Source organism: Pseudovibrio sp. W64 (assembly GCF_001623145.1).
Classification (GTDB): domain Bacteria; phylum Pseudomonadota; class Alphaproteobacteria; order Rhizobiales; family Stappiaceae; genus Pseudovibrio.
The window spans coordinates 250,113-270,441 of record NZ_LMCI01000018.1 but is presented as its reverse complement, the minus strand read 5'-3'; the positions used below and the strand labels follow the sequence as shown (position 1 = coordinate 270,441).

At 51.0% G+C, this 20,329-nt stretch carries 16 protein-coding genes; 5 read left to right on the top strand and 11 right to left on the bottom strand.

Annotated elements, in window-relative coordinates; all coding sequences use genetic code 11:
- Positions 1 to 53: 53 nt before the first annotated feature.
- From PsW64_RS10010 to PsW64_RS09985, 6 genes are all read right to left on the bottom strand, one after another.
- Positions 54 to 1,154 carry a branched-chain amino acid ABC transporter substrate-binding protein gene (locus PsW64_RS10010; protein WP_057462558.1) on the bottom strand — a complete coding sequence of 367 codons (1,101 nt, stop codon included), beginning with the start codon at positions 1,152 to 1,154 and terminating at the stop codon, positions 54 to 56.
- A gap of 205 nt (positions 1,155 to 1,359) precedes the next feature.
- Positions 1,360 to 1,719, bottom strand: a complete 360-nt coding sequence (locus PsW64_RS10005; RefSeq protein ID WP_057462559.1) for a DUF6867 family protein — start codon at positions 1,717 to 1,719, stop codon at positions 1,360 to 1,362.
- Positions 1,720 to 1,731: 12 nt separating this feature from the next.
- On the bottom strand, positions 1,732 to 2,463 hold the full coding sequence (locus PsW64_RS10000; RefSeq protein ID WP_057462560.1) for an ABC transporter ATP-binding protein: 732 nt from the start codon (positions 2,461 to 2,463) through the stop codon (positions 1,732 to 1,734).
- A complete protein-coding gene (locus PsW64_RS09995) occupies positions 2,460 to 3,308 on the bottom strand; it encodes an ABC transporter ATP-binding protein (protein ID WP_057462561.1) in 849 nt (282 codons plus the stop codon). Before PsW64_RS09995 ends, PsW64_RS10000 begins: the two co-directional genes overlap by 4 nt.
- Positions 3,305 to 4,639 carry a high-affinity branched-chain amino acid ABC transporter permease LivM gene (gene livM / locus PsW64_RS09990; protein ID WP_063303492.1) on the bottom strand — a complete coding sequence of 445 codons (1,335 nt, stop codon included), beginning with the start codon at positions 4,637 to 4,639 and terminating at the stop codon, positions 3,305 to 3,307. Before livM ends, PsW64_RS09995 begins: the two co-directional genes overlap by 4 nt.
- Entirely contained in the window at positions 4,639 to 5,574 is a 936-nt protein-coding gene (locus tag PsW64_RS09985; RefSeq protein WP_057462563.1) for an ABC transporter permease subunit, read from the bottom strand. The genes livM and PsW64_RS09985 overlap by 1 nt, the downstream gene beginning before the upstream one ends.
- A gap of 715 nt (positions 5,575 to 6,289) precedes the next feature.
- On the opposite strand from PsW64_RS09985, the gene PsW64_RS09980 reads away from it, so the two are divergent.
- Positions 6,290 to 6,739 carry a flavin reductase gene (locus PsW64_RS09980; protein WP_244271768.1) on the top strand — a complete coding sequence of 150 codons (450 nt, stop codon included), beginning with the start codon at positions 6,290 to 6,292 and terminating at the stop codon, positions 6,737 to 6,739.
- Between the two features lie 188 nt (positions 6,740 to 6,927).
- The gene (locus tag PsW64_RS09975; protein WP_063303491.1) at positions 6,928 to 7,950 is read left to right on the top strand and encodes a P1 family peptidase; all 1,023 of its coding nucleotides are present in this window, start codon (positions 6,928 to 6,930) and stop codon (positions 7,948 to 7,950) included.
- A gap of 283 nt (positions 7,951 to 8,233) precedes the next feature.
- Here the strand turns inward: PsW64_RS09975 and PsW64_RS09970 are convergent, their stop codons facing one another.
- From PsW64_RS09970 to PsW64_RS09955, 4 genes are all read right to left on the bottom strand, one after another.
- Entirely contained in the window at positions 8,234 to 11,371 is a 3,138-nt protein-coding gene (locus PsW64_RS09970) for an efflux RND transporter permease subunit (RefSeq protein WP_063303490.1), read from the bottom strand.
- Between the two features lie 24 nt (positions 11,372 to 11,395).
- Positions 11,396 to 12,487: an efflux RND transporter periplasmic adaptor subunit gene (locus PsW64_RS09965; RefSeq protein WP_057462565.1), complete on the bottom strand. Its 1,092-nt coding sequence runs from the start codon at positions 12,485 to 12,487 to the stop codon at positions 11,396 to 11,398.
- A 6-nt stretch (positions 12,488 to 12,493) separates the two neighbouring features.
- Positions 12,494 to 13,063: a TetR/AcrR family transcriptional regulator gene (locus tag PsW64_RS09960; RefSeq protein WP_057462566.1), complete on the bottom strand. Its 570-nt coding sequence runs from the start codon at positions 13,061 to 13,063 to the stop codon at positions 12,494 to 12,496.
- Between the two features lie 253 nt (positions 13,064 to 13,316).
- Complete coding sequence (locus tag PsW64_RS09955; protein ID WP_063303489.1) at positions 13,317 to 16,802, bottom strand: indolepyruvate ferredoxin oxidoreductase family protein; 3,486 nt, start codon at positions 16,800 to 16,802, stop codon at positions 13,317 to 13,319.
- A 155-nt stretch (positions 16,803 to 16,957) separates the two neighbouring features.
- Here PsW64_RS09955 and PsW64_RS09950 point away from each other — a divergent pair, with 155 nt between their 5' ends.
- The 3 genes from PsW64_RS09950 to rpe all read left to right on the top strand — a co-directional run bounded on the left by PsW64_RS09950 (position 16,958) and on the right by rpe (position 19,330).
- Positions 16,958 to 17,443 (top strand): Lrp/AsnC family transcriptional regulator, encoded by a 486-nt coding sequence (locus PsW64_RS09950; RefSeq protein WP_063289568.1) that lies wholly within the window; start codon positions 16,958 to 16,960, stop codon positions 17,441 to 17,443.
- Between the two features lie 130 nt (positions 17,444 to 17,573).
- Positions 17,574 to 18,563 (top strand): hypothetical protein, encoded by a 990-nt coding sequence (locus PsW64_RS09945; RefSeq protein WP_063303488.1) that lies wholly within the window; start codon positions 17,574 to 17,576, stop codon positions 18,561 to 18,563.
- A 98-nt stretch (positions 18,564 to 18,661) separates the two neighbouring features.
- On the top strand, positions 18,662 to 19,330 hold the full coding sequence (gene rpe / locus PsW64_RS09940) for a ribulose-phosphate 3-epimerase (RefSeq protein ID WP_057462570.1): 669 nt from the start codon (positions 18,662 to 18,664) through the stop codon (positions 19,328 to 19,330).
- A gap of 63 nt (positions 19,331 to 19,393) precedes the next feature.
- Here rpe and PsW64_RS09935 read toward each other — a convergent pair whose 3' ends face one another.
- Entirely contained in the window at positions 19,394 to 20,161 is a 768-nt protein-coding gene (locus tag PsW64_RS09935) for an HpcH/HpaI aldolase family protein (RefSeq protein WP_063289570.1), read from the bottom strand.
- Between the last annotated feature and the right edge of the window lie 168 nt (positions 20,162 to 20,329).

Genomic DNA, 20,329 nt, shown 5'->3' with positions numbered 1-20,329 from the left:
GGAGCATCGCCCCGGAACCCTCACAAAACCTGAATAAACTCAGGCTTTAAATCTTAGCGGTAACCGTAGGAACCGTCTTTCCACTCGTACCAAACGTAACCTGGCAGAGACACATCGCCCTTCTCGTTGAAGGACAGCTCACCAAGAACGGTGTCGAACTTGCCAGCGTTCAGCTTCTCTACAACTGCATCATAGTCGGTAGAACCAGCTTCAGCCGCAGCTTTCGCCCATGTCTGGATCGCAGCATAGGTGTAAAGTGCGTAACCTTCAGTGGTTTTGCCAGCAGCCTCAAGAGCAGCCACAACAGCAGCAGCTTCAGCGTTGTTACGTGGGTCCGGCGGGAAGGTCATCAGTGTGCCTTCACCAGCTGGGCCAGTGATAGACCAATACTCATCAGTCACAAGAGCATCACCGGAAACCAGAATGGTGTCCATGCCCTGATCAACCATCTGACGCTTCATCAGACCAGCTTCAGTGTGGTAACCACCAACGTAAAGAACGTCGACTTTTTCAGACTTCAACTTGGAAACCAGCGCGGTGTAATCTTTTTCACCAGCGGTATAAGCTTCATAAAGCGCTTCCTGCTTACCAGCAGCGTTCATCACAGCCTTAGTCGCGTCAGCAAGACCTTTACCGTAAGCAGTCTTGTCGTGGATCACAGCAATGTTCTGACCGCCGAACTCAGTCGCAAGCGTCGTGCCGGCAACTCTGCCCTGCTGGTCATCACGACCACACACACGGTAGGTACCAGGACCTGGACGCTCGTCAGTGTACTTCGGGTTGGTGGATGCTGGAGTGATCTGGATGATACCCTCTTCAGCATATACCTGAGAAGCTGGGATGGAAGAACCGGAGCAGAAGTGACCAGCCATGAAGGCTACGTTCTTACCAACCATCTGGTTGGCAACAGCAACAGCCTGCTTAGGGTCACATGCATCATCGCCAACTTCCAAAACAAGCATCTCGCCGTTCACACCGCCAGCAGCATTGATGTCAGCAACAGCCTGTTCAGCACCAGCTTTCATCTGTGCACCAAACGATGCGTACTGACCAGTCATTGGGCCTGCAGTAGCAATAGTGATTTCAGCCATAGCCGCGCCAGAGATTGCCATAGCAGCAACACCGGCAACGCTTGCCAAAAGATACTTTTTCATAAAAAACTCCCCGAGTCAGGTGCATTTCTCAATTGAAATTGAGCGGGAAACGCAATCGTCTCCCACCAGAGCAGGCAAACCCCTCGCCTGCTCAATGCTTCCGACAATGAGACCTCTCCGTACTCATCATCTGGATGCCTAGCCAGTCACCAGTGTGACCCAGAACTGACCGAATGCGCAACAATTATCTAAGTAATTTTGCGAATTAGTAATTATCTTGCTGGCCCGGCTTCAGCTTCCAGCCAAAGGGACCTGTTTTGTCATAAAGCCAGCTGTACTGCGTCACCATCTGCTTAGTCCGTGTCATGCGATAACTCGCCAGCGCAATGCCGATGAGAATGGCGTAATCCACCACCAGGTACTGAATGGAAAGCAGAGGCTCTTCAAACAACGCAAACGACAAGAATCGCATGGCCAATGACAACAGGAAGATGAACCAGAACAGGATCGGCAATGGCCGCCACGTGGTCGCAATAGAGCGCCCCGTCGCAGCAGCAGCCAGACCGCCTAACACAACAACCAGCATGATAAAGGCAGGCATCGAGCTGCCGTAAAGAATACCCATCTCTTCGCCTCCTTAGTGCGCGCCGCCTTCAAGATAAGCTGCCTTCACCTCTTCACGAGACAAAAGCTCCTTACCAGTGCCGGTCATGGTGATTGTGCCGTTGACCATCACGTAGCCCCGATGAGCCAGCTTGAGTGCGTGATACGCATTCTGCTCAACAAGGAACACGGTCAGACCATCGGCCCGGTTCAGCTCACGGATCGCATCAAAAATCTGCGACACGATGATCGGAGCAAGCCCCAGAGACGGTTCATCCAGCAACAAAAGACGCGGACGGCTCATCAAGGCACGGGCAATCGCCAGCATCTGCTGTTCACCGCCCGACAAAGTCCCGCCGCGCTGCTGCTGACGTTCTTTCAAACGCGGAAACAGCTCAAACGCACGGCGCAGGTCTTCCTCAAAATGCTCATTCCCGGCAACCATACCGCCCATCATCAGGTTCTCTAAAACCGTCATACGTGGGAAGATACGGCGACCTTCTGGTGACTGAGCAATACCGGTGCGCATAATCTCGTAGGTTGGCTTGTAGGTGATGTCCTCACCGCAATACGTCACAGACCCGTTACGAGCCTGCGGCGTGCCGCAAACGGTCATCATCAAGGTAGACTTCCCTGCACCGTTCGCACCAATCAGCGTCACGATCTCACCTTCATATACATCAAGATCAACACCATGCAGTGCCTGAATCTTGCCGTAGAAGGTTTTAACTCCGCGAATGCTCAGGAGTGGTTGTTGAGCGTTCATGCTATGCCCACCTCCTCTTCAACCTGATCGACTTCATCATCCTCAACCCCCAGATACGCCGCGATCACATGCGGATCGTTTTTGACGAACTCAGGAGAGCCATCAGAAATCTTCACGCCGTAATCCAGCACCACAACGTGGTCAGAGATTTCCATAACAACAGACATGTCGTGCTCGATCAGAACAACCGAAGTGTCATGCTCTTTGCGGATGTATTGAAGCAGATTGTTCAGCTCCAGACTTTCTTTCGGGTTCAAACCAGCAGCTGGTTCGTCCAGACAAAGAAGTTCAGGGCCGGTACACATGGCACGGGCAATCTCCAACCGGCGCTGATCGCCGTAGGAAAGATCAGCCGCAGGCGCATCTGCACGATCAATCAGATCAATGCGCTCCAGCCAGTACTTGGCAGTTTCAATCGCGTCCACATTGGACTTTTTGTAACCACCAAGCCCCAGCAGACCACCAATGGTCCAGTTGGAAGCAACCATCAGCGGATTGTGCTGTGCCACCATCAGGTTTTCCAGAATAGTCATACCGCCAAACAGACGGATGTTCTGGAACGTACGGGCAACTTTCGCGTCCGCCGTAATTTTGAAGTCTGCCATCCGTTCCAAAAGATGCTTTTCACCATTGGAGCGGTTCATGACAAGACGGCCTTCAGTCGGCTTATAAAAACCGGTGATGCAGTTAAACACTGTGGTTTTACCCGCACCGTTCGGCCCGATCAGCGCAGTGATGTCACCACGCCCAATGTTGAAGCTCAGGTCGTTGATCGCCGTCAATCCGCCGAAGCGCATGGTCAGGTGCTCAACCTTCAGAACAGGGTTGTTGTCCCAGGTGCTCATCCGTGGCCCTCCTGAACGAGATCGGCAGAGATGCCCTTAGCGTTTCTGGAAAGCGCCACACTTGGCGTTCTGCTTGAGATCAATCCACGCGGTTTCCAAACCATGATAACCACCATGATCATACCGAAGACAAGCATGCGGTATTCTTCAAACTCGCGGAAGAATTCAAAGCCACCGATCATCACAATCGCTGCAATCACCACGCCAATCTGTGAGCCAAGACCACCCAAAACCACAATCGCAAGAATGATCGCGGATTCAAGGAAGGTGAAACTCTCAGGAGAGATGAAGCCCTGACGCGTTGCAAAGAAAGACCCTGCAAAGCCAGCGAACATCGCACCAAGAGCAAAGGCTGTCAGTTTGGTATTCGTTGTGTTGATACCCAGTGCCCGACAAGCAATCTCATCTTCACGCAAAGCTTCCCATGCACGACCAATCGGCATCCGGCGCAAGCGCATGGTCACGAAGTTCGTGAACAAGGCCATTGCGAAGATGAGGTAGTACAGGAAGATGATGCGATGAATACTGCTGTAATCCAGACCAAAGAAGCTTGCAAAACCATCTTCACCACGGGTAAATTCCAACCCGAAAAAGCTTGGTCGCGGAATACCGGAAAGACCATCTGGCCCGCCTGTAAACTGATACCAGTTCAGCAGCACAACACGAATAATCTCACCAAACGCAAGCGTCACAATGGCAAGATAGTCCCCTCGAAGCCTCAGAACCGGGAAACCGAGAATGACACCCCAGAACGCTGCCAGAATACCGGCGAGTGGCAGACAGAGCCAGAAGGAGAAACCGAAGTAATGCGCGAGCAATGCATAGGAGTAAGCTCCAACCGCATAAAACGCCACATAGCCCAGATCCAGCAATCCAGCCAGACCAACCACAATGTTCAGGCCCCAGCCCAACATCACATAGGTCATCACCAGAATGGCCAGGTCAATATACTGACGCGACCCACGGGCACCGAGCCAGAACATCAACGCAAATGGAAGCGCAACAGCCAAAACGACCAGGCCATATTTAAGCACATTAGAGGAGCCTCCTCCCAATCCACCCTTTGGCAATAGGCCAGAGAGGTTGAGAGACGGCGGGTCTTCCCGTTTCCAGAAGAAAATGTTCATGGCGAGACGGCCAGCGAACACCACAAGCACTGCCACTGCAACCGCTAACCAGCGATGTTCCAGAAACAGCTCCGCGCCGCGGCCTGACGCCACATCCACGCGCAGACCAACCATGACACAGGCAAGCGCAAACGTAATAACCGCAGCACCCAAACTGTCTTTTACACTTGCAACAAGCAAGCTGTCTTTTTGTCTTGCTTGCATCAGACCTTCTCCACCTCAGGTTGGCCGAGAAGTCCTTCCGGCATAAAGATCAGAACAATCGCCAGGATCGAAAACGCGGCAACATCTTTGTATTCAACGGAGAAGTAGCCAGACCAGAACGTCTCGATAAGCCCGATCAGCAATCCACCCAGCATTGCACCCGGCAGCGATCCGATTCCTCCCAGAACCGCAGCGGTAAAGGCCTTCACACCAGCCAGGAAGCCGATGTAAAAATCTACCACACCGTAATACAGCAGGAACATCAGACCTGCGACCGAAGCCAGAGACGCACCCATCACAAAGGTAAGAGAGATTGTGCGGTCAACATTCACACCCAGCAAGGACGCCATCTTCCGGTCCTGCTCACAAGCACGCTGAGAGCGGCCCAGATTGGTGTTGTTGATGAGATAAGTGAAGCCACCCATCAAAATGACCGTCGTCACAACAATCAAGATCTGGATGTAAGACAGGTTTACGATAAAGCCAGAACCATCTGCACCACCATCAGTCAGCTGAAAGCTGCCGGAAAAGAGAGGTTGCAATGGCTTATTCTTGGCGCCTTGAGAAACCTGCACGAAGTTCTGAAGAGCAATTGATGCACCAATTGCAGTAATCAGCGGTGCAAGACGGAATGATCCGCGCAAAGGCCGATAGGCAATGCGCTCTACTGTCCACCCCCAAACAGCAGTCAAAGCCATGGCCACAACAAGAACGAGGGCCAGAGCCAAAATCAAAAGAAGCACCGGTGTAGCGGCTGTAATGCCAAGTGCAACAATTAGAATAAGTGCAACGAAAGATCCGACCATGAAGATATCGCCATGGGCGAAGTTAATCATGCCGATAATGCCATAGACCATTGTATAGCCAATGGCGATGAGACCATAAATGGACCCCAGCGTCACACCATTGATAAGTTGTTGGAGAAAGTAATCCATGTTTTATTTTGTTCCCCGCATGAGATCAGCTTTTAGTTGCTGTCCAGTCTGAATGCCTCCGAATTCAGACCCCAAATATTTTATGGTAAGCCGACCTGTAAGTATATTACCCATACTTATAAGTCCGTATTTTGGAATTTTCCTATTCTTTATACGCGTCAGGCGCATTTTTATTTCATACAATCCAAAATCTGGACTTATTCCTACTCCCGACAATCCACTAGGACAGTCTCTGAGACCAGAGCACCACAACCCATACGTGAATTTTCCTCATCCGTAGAAAGCCTCTTCCCTATTCTGTAATATATCACAGCTGTTGTATACTGACCATATCCGGACAAAAACTGCAAGATGGTACCCAGGATTTTTTGAAGATTTCCAATTTGCCCGCGCGTGAAGACCTTGTTGGGCCTTCAATTTTCAATGAAAATTCCGGAACAGCAAAATGCGCGCCTAAAACTAGAATATAGCCTCTGGTATATTAATCAGTTTTTCGCAGTAGAACTAGCTTTTCTCAGCAAATGGCTATAACTACTCTATTTCAAATACCTGTCGTTTTTGGGCGACTGAAAAGTACTAATGAATATTGTACAGTGTGAAACACAGATCATACCTGTGGGAATATCTTGGAACGAACTGGATGACGACAGCTTTAACCATGGCGCCAACTGAAAATACGAATAAAAGTCTCGCCTCGCATGAATTTAGAGAGGCAATGAGTCGTTTAGGCGCTTCTGTTCATTTGCTGGCCAGTGCTGGCCCAGCAGGGCGCATTGGCGCAACCGTTTCATCTGTGTGTTCCGTCTCGGACGATCCCGCCACCTTGCTTGTCTGCCTCAACCGCAGCGCAAAGGTGAATCAGATCGTCAAGGACAACGGCGTGTTCTGTATCAACACACTCATTCATGATCATACAGACTTGTCGAACGTCTTCGCTGGCCAGGGCGACCTGCCAATGGAAGAGCGCTTCGCAAAAGGAAGCTGGGGCACTCTGGCAACAGGAAGTCCTGTTCTGGAAAGTGCACGTGTCAGTTTCGATTGCCATATCAAAGAAGTAACAGAAGTCGGCACCCATTCAGTTCTATTTGGTGAAGTGGTCGCTGCACGTCTGGGTGAATTTGCACCCGCTCTGATCTACCTCGACCGAAATTACCATTCAGTCTAAGGGTGTTCCCTATTCCAGTTTTCGGAATAGATTTATCTTGAAACAGGGACTTCGGACATATCTTTGCCCGAAAGGGCCTACAGATTTTCAAACCAAGATATGCATAAAGACAATTAGTTAGAGTGCCCTGCGTTTTTTCATCGCTAAGGCGCTTCCTGTACGTTTTAATAATAAATTAGGGAAACACCATGTCCCCAACACCGCGCAACCTGATCACCGATGTTCCGGGATTGAAGGTCGGAAACGCTCATTGCGAAAAGACCAAATCAGGTGTCACCGTTCTCATTCCCGACGAGCAAGCCGTTGCCTCCGTCGCCATCATGGGCGGAGCCCCCGGCACACGTGACGTTGCCTTGCTGGAGCCGGAGCAAACCGTCAATGCCATTGACGCGCTCGTCTTGTCAGGCGGCTCTGCATTCGGACTGGATGCAGGCAGCGGTGCACAGGTTCGACTGGCAGAGCTCGGCAAAGGTTTCAGTGTTGGCAGTGCTGTCATTCCAATTACCCCCACAGCCATTCTATTCGACCTTCTCAATGGAGGGGATAAATCGTGGGGCAGAAATCCAATCTATCGCGAAATGGGCATCGAGGCCGTCGACAATGCAGCCGACGAATTCGAACTCGGCACTGCAGGCGCAGGTTTCGGAGCAACCACCGCTGATCTGAAAGGCGGACTGGGCTCAGCCTCCCTCGCCCTCCCCCGCGGCGGCACCGTCGGCGCGCTAATCGCCGTCAACGCACTGGGCCGCACCACAATCGGCGACACGCCTTACTTCTGGGCAGCCCCAAGCGAACAGAACGAAGAATTCGGCGGATTGGGCTGGCCAACCGAAATGCCTGGCATGGACCGCACCGTGCAAACCAAGTTCACGCTTGGCACAATCGACTTATCCCCGAACACAAACACCACCATCGGCGTTGTCGCAACTGACCTTATATTAACCAAGTCAGAAGCCAAACGGATTGCCACAGCCGCCCACGACGGCTACGCCCGCGCCCTATGGCCAGCACACACACCAATGGACGGCGATCTGCTCTTCGTGATTTCTACCGGCAAACGAAAAATGCAGGAGCCGATGGTCGAGCTGCTGGAACTGGGTGCATACGCTGCTCAGACAGTCTCCCGTGCCATCGCGCGCGGCGTGTACTGCGCACAAGAGTACCCGGGTGATACTGTACCAACATGGAAAAACCAGCATCGATCACGGTAGATTTGAATTCCGTATTCCGCTATTTCCGTTAAGGTAAAGATCCACATAGCAACGCGAACCAACGCACAAAAACGCTGAATTGCGCAAAACAACGCAAATTCGCGCAAAGTGCCTGATCAAGTTGTTGTGGGGAGTGCCGTGAAGGCAAAAAGATGCGCCGCCTCTGGTGTTGGGGGCAGAGGCGACGCGGGGGAGCAAAGGACGGAGTGTGCGGTAAATATACGCCGCCCCTTGCTTATCTCATGGGCCTTCCCGGTTTTAGGTAACCGGGAAGGCCTTTTTCTTAGGCCGGTTCCGGCTCAGCCTTCTGATCAATGGAAGGTTTTTCTTCCAGTTCTTTCAAAGACTTCTCTGCCTTACCTTTCCCTGCACCCTCACCTGGATGGATGCGGTAGAAGATGATGAACAGCAGCGGAACAGCCAGCAATGTCAACAACGTCGCAAACGTCAGACCACCCATAATGGTCACAGACATACTCGCGAACATCGGATCAACAATCAGCGGAGCCATACCAAGGATCGTTGTGATCGCTGCCATAGACACCGGACGCAGACGAGAAACACTGGCATTAACAACAGCTTCAAACCGGTCTCCACCAAGCTCCAGCTGCAAATCGATCTCTTCCAGAAGCACGATCGCATTCTTGATCAACATACCTGACAGCGACAACACACCAAGGATCGCCATAAAGTCGAGCGGCATACCTGTCCCAAGCAGACCAATCACAACACCGTTGATAGACATCGGTACGATCAGCCAGATGATGAGTGGTTCCCGCACCTTAGAGAACAACAGGATGGAGATAACAATCATCACGAGGAAGGTAACAGGCACCTTACTACCCAGCGACGCATTCGCATCCTGAGAGTTCTCGTACTCACCACCCCACTCCATGGAATACCCATCAGGAAGCGGAACACTCTCAATCGCACCCCGAATTCGAGCATGAGCAACCGACGCCAACTCATCCGGAGCACTCGCCCCAAGCACACTCAACGTCTTCACACGATCCCGACGACGGATCAAAGTATCCTCAGCTTCAGTAGAGATGCCGGAAGTCACCTGATCAATCGGCACATACTTGCGCTGCTGAGAGCTCCAAACCAGTGTGTTTATAAGGGCTTCGGACGCAGTCTCACCTTCAGCACGCTTACGTTTCACGATGATCGGAATGTCTTCATCCAGATCACGATAGTCGCCTGCACGGATACCATCAGAGGTAAACTGAACCGCAGTAGAAAGGTCCTGTCTCGTGATACCAGCAATACGAGCCCGCTGCTCATCAAACTTCGGATGCATCACCAGCTCACGTTCACGCCAATCGGTACGAACATCACTCAAGCGATACTGAGGATCCTTGAAGATCTGGATCATCTCTTCAGAGATAGCACGCAGAATATCAGCATCCGGACCAGTGATACGAGCCTGAACATCAGCACCAGATGGCGGGCCGAACACCAGACGCTCGGTATACACCTGTCCCTGAGGCAACTCAGCAACACCGAATGCACGGATCTTCAGTGCGAGATCATTAATGATATCAGTGTTTTCAGTCCGAACAATCACCTGACCATAGTTGGAGCTACCGTCTTGAGCTGAGTAAGTCAGCATAAAGCGGGTCGCACCCTGCCCGATGAAGGAGTTGGTCGAAACAACACCTGGCAAAGACAAGATCTCGTTCTCCAGCTTCTCCATATCACGCGCAGTCGCATGAATGTCGGTACCATGCGGCAACCAGTAGTTCACATAGAACAGCGGCGTCGCAGAGTTCGGGAAGAAAGAGTTTGCAACAAACTGGAAAGACCAGAAGCAAACCACAGTCACACCGATCAGAGCTGCCAAAGACAACCAACGCAGTTTCAGCGTCAGCACCAGGATCTTACGGAACATGGTGTACATGAAGCCGCGGTAAGGATCATGCTCATCACCGGAGATGGCAGCCATCTTGAAGAAGTACTTACCAAACAACGGCGTAACAAGAATCGCAAACAACCAGGACATCAAGAGGGAGATGCCAACCACAGCAAACAGCGAGAACATGAATTCACCAGTACTGTCACTGGAAAGACCAATACCTGAGAACGCCATAATGCCGATAACGGTTGCACCCAGAAGTGGCCATTTGGTCTGCTCAACAACGGTCGACGCAGCTTTGATAGGCCGCATACCGCGTTGCATGTTGATCATCATCCCTTCGGCAACAACAATCGCATTGTCCACCAACATACCCATGGCGATAACAAGCGCACCAAGCGAAATACGCTCAAGCTCAATACTGCCCAGCTTCATCAGCAAGATCGTAGAAAGAACGGTCAGCAACAGAACCGAGCCAACCACCACAGCTGCACGCCAGCCCATGAAGATGCCGAGCACCACAATCACGATGGAAACAGACATCACAAGGTTCCAAACAAAGGAACCAACGGCCTGATCAACCACTTTGTGCTGTTCGTAGATAGGGATGACTTCCATGCCAATAGGCAGGTTCGCACGCAAGTCATTCAGATGCGCTTCAACGTTTTGCCCAACGGCCACAACGTTTGTGTCTTCAACAGCAGCAACACCAAGGGTAACCGCGCGCTGGCCATTATGACGAACCAGAACCTTCGGATTTTCAGGCTCTTGCACAGAAAGCGTTGCCACATCAGACAAACGAACCATCGCTGTAGAACCCGGATTACCGATCACGAGATCCTGAATACTACGGTAGCTGTCAAAGGCAGAAACAGTCGAGATACGAATGCGCAGATCACCGGAAACAGTCGTACCGTTCGCCTGAATAGCGTTTTCCGCATTCAGCACATTCTGTACGTCCGCAATGGTAATTCCCAGCTGTGCCAAGCGGTCCTGATCCATCGCAATGATGATCTCGTCCTCAGGCTCACCAAGAATAGAAACCTTAGCAACATTGTCGACAGTCAGCAGCTCACGACGCAGCTCTTTCACGGTCTTACGGATATCCCGGTTGGAGTATCCATCAGCCGTCAGAGCATAGTACATGCCGAACACATCACCGAAGCTGTCATAGACAACGGGAGTGCGAACACCATTTGGCAGGTTTGGCACTTCGTCGTTCACTTTACGACGCAGCTCATCCCACACCTGCGGCAGCTCAGTGCCATCATAGGTGTCTTTCATTTCCACCTGAATACGAGAGAGACCCGGTTCAGAGGTACTGCGAACTTCTTTCAGCTGAGGCATCTGCTGAATGGCACTTTCCAGCCGTTCAGTAACTTCTTCCTCAACTTCCGCAGCGCTAGCACCCGGATAAGAGGTGATCACCTGCGCTTCTTTAATGGTAAATGCCGGATCTTCCAGTCGTCCAATGCCGCCCAGAGCCCAAATGCCCCCAAGCAGAGCAATCAGAACAACCATCCAGACATTGACCGGCTTCTCGATCGAGTAGCGTGCAATATCCATATCAATAACTCCTAGACGCTACTCTTACAGCTTAGGCACGATCAGCTGATTTTCGCTCAGGTGGCTCACACCAGCCGTTACGATCATCTCGCCGTCTTTCAAGCCGGAAAGCACCGGAATGAAGCTGCCAAGCACAGTTCCAAGCAAAACTTTACGACGACCAACACGCTTTTCGCTTTCATCAACAACCCACACATACGGGCTCTTGTCAGGAGAAGAGCCAACTGCAGATGTTGGCACGAAGAAGGCCGTGGTCTGAGACTTATCAAGACCATTGAGCTTAACTTTTACGCTCGCAGTCATGCCAGGAATGATGTTGTAACCATCATCGTTATTCATGGCCAAAGTCACACGATAGGTCTGAGCAACCTTGTCTGCTTCCGTGCTGTGCTCACGATATTCCAATGGGAATACCTTACCCGGATGGGAAGGGAACTCAGCAGTCATCTTTAGAACAGAAGATTCAGTCGCCTGAGCAAACAGCGTTTCAGGCACGTTGATATCGATGCGAACTTCACTCACATCCTGCAACCGGGCAATGCTGGTACCAGCATTGATGATCGCATAATTATCCAGCGAACGAGAGGTTACGATTGCATCGTAAGGCGCAACGATCTTTGTATAACCAAGGTTCTGCTTAGCTTTATCAAGGGTCACGTCTGCAAGATCAAATGCTGTCTTTGCATTGTCGTACTGACCTTCAGAGATAACCTGCTTGTCTTTCAATGTTTCAAAGCGCTTCAGGTCTTTCTTCTTTTGTTCAAAGTTGACCTGAGCTTCACGAACAGTGTTTTCGTAGTCAGTTGGGTCAAGCGCCGCAATCAGATCGCCTTTTGCAATACGCTGCCCTTCAATGATTGGCATTTCAACAAGCTGACCAGACACACGAAACGCCAGATCGACGGTCTGAACCGCATCGACACGACCAGTGAAGTTACGCGTAAAGAGATCATCAATCTCAGAAACGACCATGACACGAGCAGGACGAGGAGCAACCGTTTTCGGTGCTTCAACAACTTCCTGCTCCTGACAACTTGCAAGCAGCAGAGCAAGTGCCCCAACAAAAACAGGAGCACTCAGGCGTCCTATTCTACTTTTTCCGCTTATTTTCTGCATTTTACCTTAGTTTCCAGCTTCAGCGTTCAGTTCGGCGTACCGGTTATTCTGGGAGGTAATTTCCAACACGCGATCAATAAGTTCATCAATTTCACCAGTGCTGTTTTGTTCAATACCCAGCGCTTGGCGATAATAAAGCCCGTCTATTATGAGCAAACACATATGCCCCGTAACCGGGTCACTAACCTCACAGTTGATTGCTCTTCCAAATTCAGCACTCATCTCCTGAAATTCAGCAATCAACTCAGGTTCTTGAGCAGCAAGAGCAAACAATGCTTTCGGAGCGGTCTTCTCTCTGTACTCTTTGTAGATCTGGAAGCTGGCCCGCAAAATGGGACAGGCCACTCCCTGCTCTGTCAACTTGTCGCTCAGCGTGTAAGTCCGTTCACGAACCTCAGAAACAACTCTGCGGATCACACCCAGCAACAGCTCATGCTTGCTTCGGAAATTGTAAAGCACCCCGCCTTTGGACATGCCGGCCTCAGCCGCCACGGCATCAATGGTCAGCTTACGAGTTCCTTCAATGCAAACCAGACGCTCGACTGCATCCAGAATATGTTCAGCTGTTGTTTCCACGCTGGTATCCCTCTCCTCTAACCGGAGTCTGTACCGTCTGGTCGGTTTATGTACCGTCCAGTCGGTTTTTGTACCGTCCGGTCGGTTTTAGAGGAAGACCTAAAAAAAGACAAGTTCGAATTTTGAGAAAATTGAGATAGCTGCCCGTAGGAGAACGCATATCAAGAATGAAATCACGTAACTGTGATTTGAAACACAAAATGCCGACCCCTGTCAGGGCCGGCATCCTTTGTTTTCCGCCAATAACGAAGGCTTATTCAGCAGCTTCTTTAAAAGTGACCGTTGTCGGGTCTTCCTCAAGTCTGCCAAGCAGCTCCTCACGTCTGAGTTGTGCAAGCTTCAGGTTCTCGTCCTTGATAGGACCATAGCCGCGAATAGAATCAGGCAAGTTGAGAAACTCGCGAAGCAATCCATAGTTCGCTGTACCGAGTTTTCCGCCAACCAATGAAAGATCATCCCGGTACTGTTTCACCAAAGCCCGCTCTTCTTTACGCTCCCGCGCATATCCAAACGGATCGAGTGCAGTGCCACGCAAACCACGAAGAGACACAAGCATCTCAAAAGCCTTGAAGATCCAAGGACCAAAGGCCCGCTTTTGCGGACGACCCGTCTTTGGATCCGGCTTACCGGGCAGGAATGGAGGAGCCAGCATCAACTGCAACTCACCTGGGTCTGCAAACTGAGCCTCAAGACTCTTACGGAATTCTGGCTCACTATAAAGGCGCGCAACTTCGTACTCGTCTTTATAAGCCATCACCTTGTAAAGCATCTCAACTGCAGTGTGCGTCACCTCAAGAGAGCCCGGACCAAACTCTTCATCCCGCGACCTGATCTCGGAGATCTTGTCGAGATACTTATTGGCGTAGGACTTATTCTGGTAAGTGGTAAGCTCTTTCGCGAAGAAGGCGATCTTCTCATCCAGCGTCATCACCTTCACAGCTTCCTGACGTGGAAGAGCTGCAAAAATCGCATCAGGATTGGAGTAAAGAACACGCCCAGCATGGAATGCATTGATGTTCTTCTCAACCGCTGCGCCATTCAATGAGATCGCATTTTCAATGGCTTGTGCTGAGATCGGCAGAGTACCAGCCTGATAAGACAATCCGATGAGCATCATGTTGGTGTAAATCGCATCACCCAACAGCTTCTCAGCAATGTTCGCCAGATCATGAGCTTTCAGATCAAGAGTCCCCTGCTCCAGCGTCCGCTTCATCTTATGCTCATCAAAAGAAAGCTGCTGCTTCATCACAAACTCAGAAGTCGGCGTGACATTTGTATTCACAAAGCCATGCGTTCTGCTCTTATGATAGAGAGAAAGCTGCTCAGCCTTACTTGCAACCAGCATATCACTTGCAATCAGCACATCCAGCTGTGCAGGCGGCACACGTGGCCCTTCAATTGTGTCACTCGCCGCAGCAAAGCGCACGTGAGAAGTCACAGGTCCACCCTTTTGAGCAAGGCCAGTCATGTCAAGCGTAGATGCTTTGATCCCGTCAATATGAGCCGCCATCGCGATAATCGCAGAAATGGTCGTAACGCCCATACCGCCAATACCAGCCACCAGCAGGTTGCGGGTGTTCTCAAGAGAAGGCAGTTGAACGTCTGGCAGCTGCTTTACAAACTCATCAAGAGCAAAATCAGCAGGCTTTGCCTGACGCAGTTTCGAACCCTTCACATAAACAAAGGAGGGGCAGAAGCCCTTCACGCAGGAGAAGTCCTTGTTACAGGAAGACTGATTGATCCGACGCTTTTCACCAAACACCGTCTGAACAGGCTCAACAGAAAGACAGTTGGACTGGACAGAACAATCACCGCACCCTTCACAGACACGGTCATTGATGAACAAACGCAGATCCGGATCAGGATACAAACCCCTCTTCCGGCGACGGCGTTTTTCAGCAGCACAGGTCTGATCAAATACGATCGCAGAAACACCTTTGAACTCTTTGAGCTCGTTCTGAACGGTCATCAGATCATCACGGTGATGAACAGGCTCGGTAACCGCAAGATCCTGACGGCCAGAGTAGTCCTCCGGGGTCTCGCTGAGCAGAACAACCTTCTCAACCCCCTCAGCATGAAGCTGGTTGAGGAGCTGTGGCACAGTCAAAGATCCATCAATCTCCTGACCACCCGTCATCGCAACAGCATCATTGTAAAGGATCTTGAAGGTGATCGGCACACGAGCCGCAACAGCCTGACGGATCGACAGAATACCGGAGTGGAAATAAGTTCCATCTCCCATATTAGCAAACACATGCTCATCACGCGCAAAGTTCGCCTGACCTACCCAGAGAGAGCCTTCACCACCCATGGCAATCTGACCATCAGTGGTCCGGCCATTAATCTCGGTCATGGCATGACAGCCAATACCCGGCATCGAGCGAGACCCTTCAGGCACCACGGTCGACGTATTGTGCGGACAACCAGAGCAGAAGTAAGGGGAACGCGCTGCAAGTTCGCCATTTCCCTGAGCCCACATCTGCTGACGCATCATGGAATCAGCAACAGAACGCATCTCGTCATTGACGTATTCCTGAGGCAGGAAATTCATGATCACACGGATCATCTCATCAATGGAAAGCTCCAGAACATCAGAGAGCAGAGGCTCTCCCTGCGCATCTTTCTTACCAAGAATCTTCGGCTGCTGATCACTCGGCCAGTTATAAGCAATCTCTTTGATTTGTGGCTCGATGAACGCACGCTTGTGCTCAACAACCAGAATCTTTTCGACACCACGCGCAAAGCTTGAAAATGCTGTTGGCTCAAGCGGATAAGGCATACCAACCTTATAAACCGCCAGCCCGATCTCCTTGGCCCGTTGATCTGTAATTCCCATCAGGCGAAGCGCCTGACACAAATCACGGAATGCTTTGCCTGTCGCAACCATGCCGATACGCGGCTTTTGCGCACCATAGGCAACATGGTCAAGACGATTCGCCTTTGCATACGCCAGAACCGCAGGCATGCGGATGTCGCGCAGTAAACGTTCTGTCTCCAACCGATTGCCGAGCAAGAGCACACGATTCAGCTCAGCATTCTTGCGCGGATCAAACGCAGCAGGGCGTGAGAATGACATACGCCTTGGATCAACAGAAACAACACCAGATGCATCCATCGTATCTGCAAGACAAATCAATGCACTCCACAGACCGGTGTAACGGGACATCTCAAACCCATGTAAGCCGAAATCAAGAACTTCCTGAATGTCAGCCGGGTTGAGAACCGGAATTTCTGCGTGCTGGAAAAAAAACTCACTTTGAGCGGGCAAAATGGAAGATTTTGCCAGATGGTCATCGCCCGCAAGTGCCACAACTCCGCCATTTGGGTCGGTTCCAGAAGCACTTGCCTGATGCAGCACATCACCTGCTCTATCAACACCTGGCGCCTTCCCGTACCAGATACCATAGACGCCATCAAAGGCTGAGCCTTTACCGTGCTGTCTGACTTTTTGCGATCCCCACACTGCTGTGGCGCCCAGTTCCTCATTCACTCCCGGTTGAAACTGAATATCCAGCGGATCGAGATATTGACGTGATCTTTGAAGCTCCGTGTCGTAACCAGCAATTGGAGAACCGCGGTATCCTGAAATAAAACCGCCTGTTTTCAATCCCTTAGCACGATCTAATCGACCGCGATCCAACGCCAGTCGTACCAGTGCCTGAATACCATTTAGGTAAACATTGCCTGTTTCAGCTGTGTATTTGTCATGTAAGCTGATCGGTGGCACACTTACGTTCATTCAATGAGCTCCTCTCCCATCATGGCTGTGGACGGTCCCCCCCGCCAAAACCAATTCTTTCGTCCTAGCCCATAGTGATCCTTTTTTTGCGTGCTTTCTGTGCTATCCTACCGACAAATACGTACTCAGTCGAAAAATTATTCCTAAGAGGGCACATGAGCGAAAATTCCTTATTGGACCCATCCGACATCCGAGTTCTGCGGATTCTGCAAAAAGATGCATCCCAATCCATCGCAGATATCGCCAAAGAAGCCGGTATGAGCCAAACTCCTTGCTGGAGGCGAATTAAGAAACTCAAGGAGTCTGGCGTTATCAAACAGACGGCTGCGCTGGTTGATCGCGAAGCCGTCGGTCTTGGCTTTCTCGCATATGCCTTTGTTAAGCTCACTGTACCCAGCCGCGAGAACATGGAAACATTCGACAGGCTAATTGGAGTATGGCCCGAAGTTGTTACATGCGAACGCATCACTGGCGCAGTGGACTATCTCATCAAAGTAGTTGCCACAGATATAAAGTCTTATGACGATTTTCTTCGTTTGAAACTTCTGGACAACGCTCTTGTCTCAGATGTTCAGTCACGCATTGTAGTTTCGACAATTAAGGAAACAGTTGCGTTACCTCTTAAAGAGTTTGCCAGCTAACGTTTCCAGACCAGCCTAATCGCAGTTAGTTTACGCATGGTCGCTGAAACACTGAAATGTTTGCTCAAACTCAACTGATATGGTTTAGTCGCGCGATCTCTTGCACTTAAGTTTTCGCGTGGACTAAACATTGCTCTCCCCTAAATTCGTTTTAAGCGGCCTGAAGCCGATCAATACACTCCTGCGTTTTTTGGGGCGAAATGGCACCAACGCGGTCGCAATCTCAGTCTTCCTCGGCCTTTTGCTGCCCGGCATTGCTGAAGCGCTACGCATTCTCTTAACGCCCGCAATCTTTATTCTGCTGACACTGAGCTTCATCCGCGTAGACAACGCAGCCATTGCCAATCAGCTCAGACGCCCACTGCCAGCGTTTGCGGCAATGCTCTGGCAAATGCTCATTCTCCCTCTGCTCGCAACAGTGACCTGCTTGATTATCGGGTTGGATCAGATCGACTTGGGAGTACTGACAGCCTTGTTCATGGTGTCTGCCGCACCGCCCGTTATGTCCACGCCAATCTTTATCTGGATGTTTGGTCTCAACGGAGCCCTCGCGCTCACCATTTCAACCCTGTCATTGATCATTGCCCCTCTCAGCACAGCTTTGTTCGCCTACCTGTTGCTACCAGAAACCCTTCAGGTCTCCCCTTTGTCTCTGGCGACCAATCTGGCCATGTTCCTGATAGGCTCTGCAGGACTGGGACGACTGCTTTACTATTTGCTTGGCGCAAAACGGATCAACGAGGCCACAGACCACATCAACGGCCTAAACTGTATTGTGCTGTTTATCTTTGCCGTCGCAGCGATGGATGGTGTGACTGGTTTTGCAATAACCGCACCGTTCAAAGCCACAGCCTTGTTTGTAGGTGTCTTTGCAATTGCAGCCCTTCAGTTGCTTGTAACCTTTCTGATCTTTTACCCTGCAGGACGGCAAACTGCCTTCATAGCCGCCTACGGCACCGGAAGCCGCAATCTGGGCCTGATGGTTGCTGCATTGGGAGGCACAATTCCAGAGCTCGCATGGCTGTTCTTTGCCTTTGCCCAATTCCCAATCTACTTACTTCCATGGATCCTTAAGCCTGCTGCGATACATATCCGTGAAGCAGAAGCAACAATCCCCTGAGCGCCGTGCGGGAATCTGCGCTGTTCGCACCACTTGCTTCTCATGTGTGTCCATGTTAGCCGCACAGCAAATTGGGCACATCTAGGAGAATCCCTGCTATGGCACAGCCGCTCGTTATCGCCCCTTCCGTCCTTGCATCAGACTTTTCTAAGCTGGGGCAAGAAGTTCGTGATGTTGTTGAAGCTGGAGCCGACTGGATCCATCTGGATGTCATGGATGGCCACTTCGTTCCAAACATCACCTTTGGCCCGGACGTCATTGCAAAACTCCGCCCTCACACTGACAAGGTCTTTGACGCGCACCTCATGATCGAGCCATGTGATCCGTACCTTGAAGCCTTCGCAAAAGCTGGCTCGGACTACATCACAGTTCACGCAGAAGCGACCACCCACCTGCACCGCTCTTTGCAGGCAATCCGCAATCTGGGTAAAAAAGCAGGTGTTTCTCTAAACCCTGGCACACACGAAAGCTGCCTTGAATACGTCTTGGATAGCGTCGACCTGATCCTTGTCATGACCGTGAACCCTGGCTTCGGTGGGCAAAAATTTATCCACTCTCAAATCGAGAAGGTTGCCCGCATCAAAAGCATGATCGGCGATCGCCCAATCCGCATCCAGATTGATGGCGGGGTCACCCCTGAGACAGCCCCATTGGTCACCAAGGCTGGTGCTGACACACTGGTCGCAGGCTCAGCAGTCTTCAAGGGCGGCACTGTAGAGAGCTACCGCGAAAACATCGCAGCAATCCGCGCAGCTACTCAGGTCTGATATCTGGTCCTGAAATGCAAAAGGCCGCCCCTGAGGCGGCCTTTTTTTGTAGACGTAGTGGCTTTAATCCAATGAACTCGCAGCTTCCGCAGCTGCATTGATAAACAAATTCGAATCCGTCCCAAACGTCATAAACTGATAACCAGCAGCCTTTGAGTGCTGAAGATGCCCCTTGGAAACACAATAGATCCCGGCAATCTTACCAGCCGCACGGGTTTTCTCCGCAATGTCTTTCTGCATCTCCAGAGAAGCGTCAGAAACAGGTTCCACACGTTTGCCGCCAGAAACAGTCAATGACAGGTCAGCAGGCCCGACAAAAATGCCATCTAAACCATCAACAGCCAGAATGTCTTCAAGCGCTTCATAGGCCTCTGGCGTCTCAATCATAGCAATTGCGAGCGTCTTTTCATCAGCCGAAGCGAAGTAGTCATCCATGGAAACACCGGTTGCCATGGTTGCGCCAACAGCACCATAGCTACGCGCGCCCAACGGCGGGTACTTGCAGAACTCCACCAGCTTCTTTGCATCATCCACTGAGTTGATCATCGGCGCGATAATCACTTCAGCGCCCACATCCAACAACCAGCTGGCATTCTTAAAGTCATCAACACAGATTCGTGCAACAGCATGCCCACCACCATTAATGATCTCTTTGATAGAATCACGTGCTTCAGCCGTGGTTAGCAGACCATGTTGCAAATCCAGCGTGATTGCTTGGTAGCCGCCTCTTAAAAACAGATCAGAAAATATTGGAGAAGGCAGGCTTGCCCACGCGCTCACAATGGTTTGCCCTGCTCTCAACTTCTCTGCCAGACACTTATTCTCAGTCATTCAATGCCTCATCTGATTAAGCACAGGCACCATCAACCACGCAGCACCAGCTCTAAAACAAAACTATCATTCACACAAAAAAAGCCGTCTCCCTGAAAATAATCAAGGGAAGACGGCAAATTCTCTAGTTTAAGGGCTCTCTTGGTGAGCCTGCTTAAGGAGTGCAGC

Bases quoted from the DNA above. Each gene is read 5' to 3' on its own strand.
- PsW64_RS10010 (WP_057462558.1), bottom strand. From the start codon at position 1,154: ATGAAAAAGTATCTTTTGGCAAGCGTTGCCGGTGTTGCTGCTATGGCA.
- PsW64_RS10000 (WP_057462560.1), bottom strand. From the start codon at position 2,463: ATGAACGCTCAACAACCACTCCTGAGCATTCGCGGAGTTAAAACCTTC.
- PsW64_RS09965 (WP_057462565.1), bottom strand. From the start codon at position 12,487: ATGCAGAAAATAAGCGGAAAAAGTAGAATAGGACGCCTGAGTGCTCCT.
- PsW64_RS09985 (WP_057462563.1), bottom strand. From the start codon at position 5,574: ATGGATTACTTTCTCCAACAACTTATCAATGGTGTGACGCTGGGGTCC.
- PsW64_RS09950 (WP_063289568.1), top strand. From the start codon at position 16,958: ATGAGCGAAAATTCCTTATTGGACCCATCCGACATCCGAGTTCTGCGG.
- PsW64_RS10005 (WP_057462559.1), bottom strand. From the start codon at position 1,719: ATGGGTATTCTTTACGGCAGCTCGATGCCTGCCTTTATCATGCTGGTT.
- PsW64_RS09970 (WP_063303490.1), bottom strand. From the start codon at position 11,371: ATGGATATTGCACGCTACTCGATCGAGAAGCCGGTCAATGTCTGGATG.
- PsW64_RS09935 (WP_063289570.1), bottom strand. From the start codon at position 20,161: ATGACTGAGAATAAGTGTCTGGCAGAGAAGTTGAGAGCAGGGCAAACC.
- rpe (WP_057462570.1), top strand. From the start codon at position 18,662: ATGGCACAGCCGCTCGTTATCGCCCCTTCCGTCCTTGCATCAGACTTT.
- PsW64_RS09980 (WP_244271768.1), top strand. From the start codon at position 6,290: ATGAGTCGTTTAGGCGCTTCTGTTCATTTGCTGGCCAGTGCTGGCCCA.
- PsW64_RS09955 (WP_063303489.1), bottom strand. From the start codon at position 16,802: ATGAACGTAAGTGTGCCACCGATCAGCTTACATGACAAATACACAGCT.
- PsW64_RS09975 (WP_063303491.1), top strand. From the start codon at position 6,928: ATGTCCCCAACACCGCGCAACCTGATCACCGATGTTCCGGGATTGAAG.
- livM (WP_063303492.1), bottom strand. From the start codon at position 4,639: ATGCAAGCAAGACAAAAAGACAGCTTGCTTGTTGCAAGTGTAAAAGAC.
- PsW64_RS09995 (WP_057462561.1), bottom strand. From the start codon at position 3,308: ATGAGCACCTGGGACAACAACCCTGTTCTGAAGGTTGAGCACCTGACC.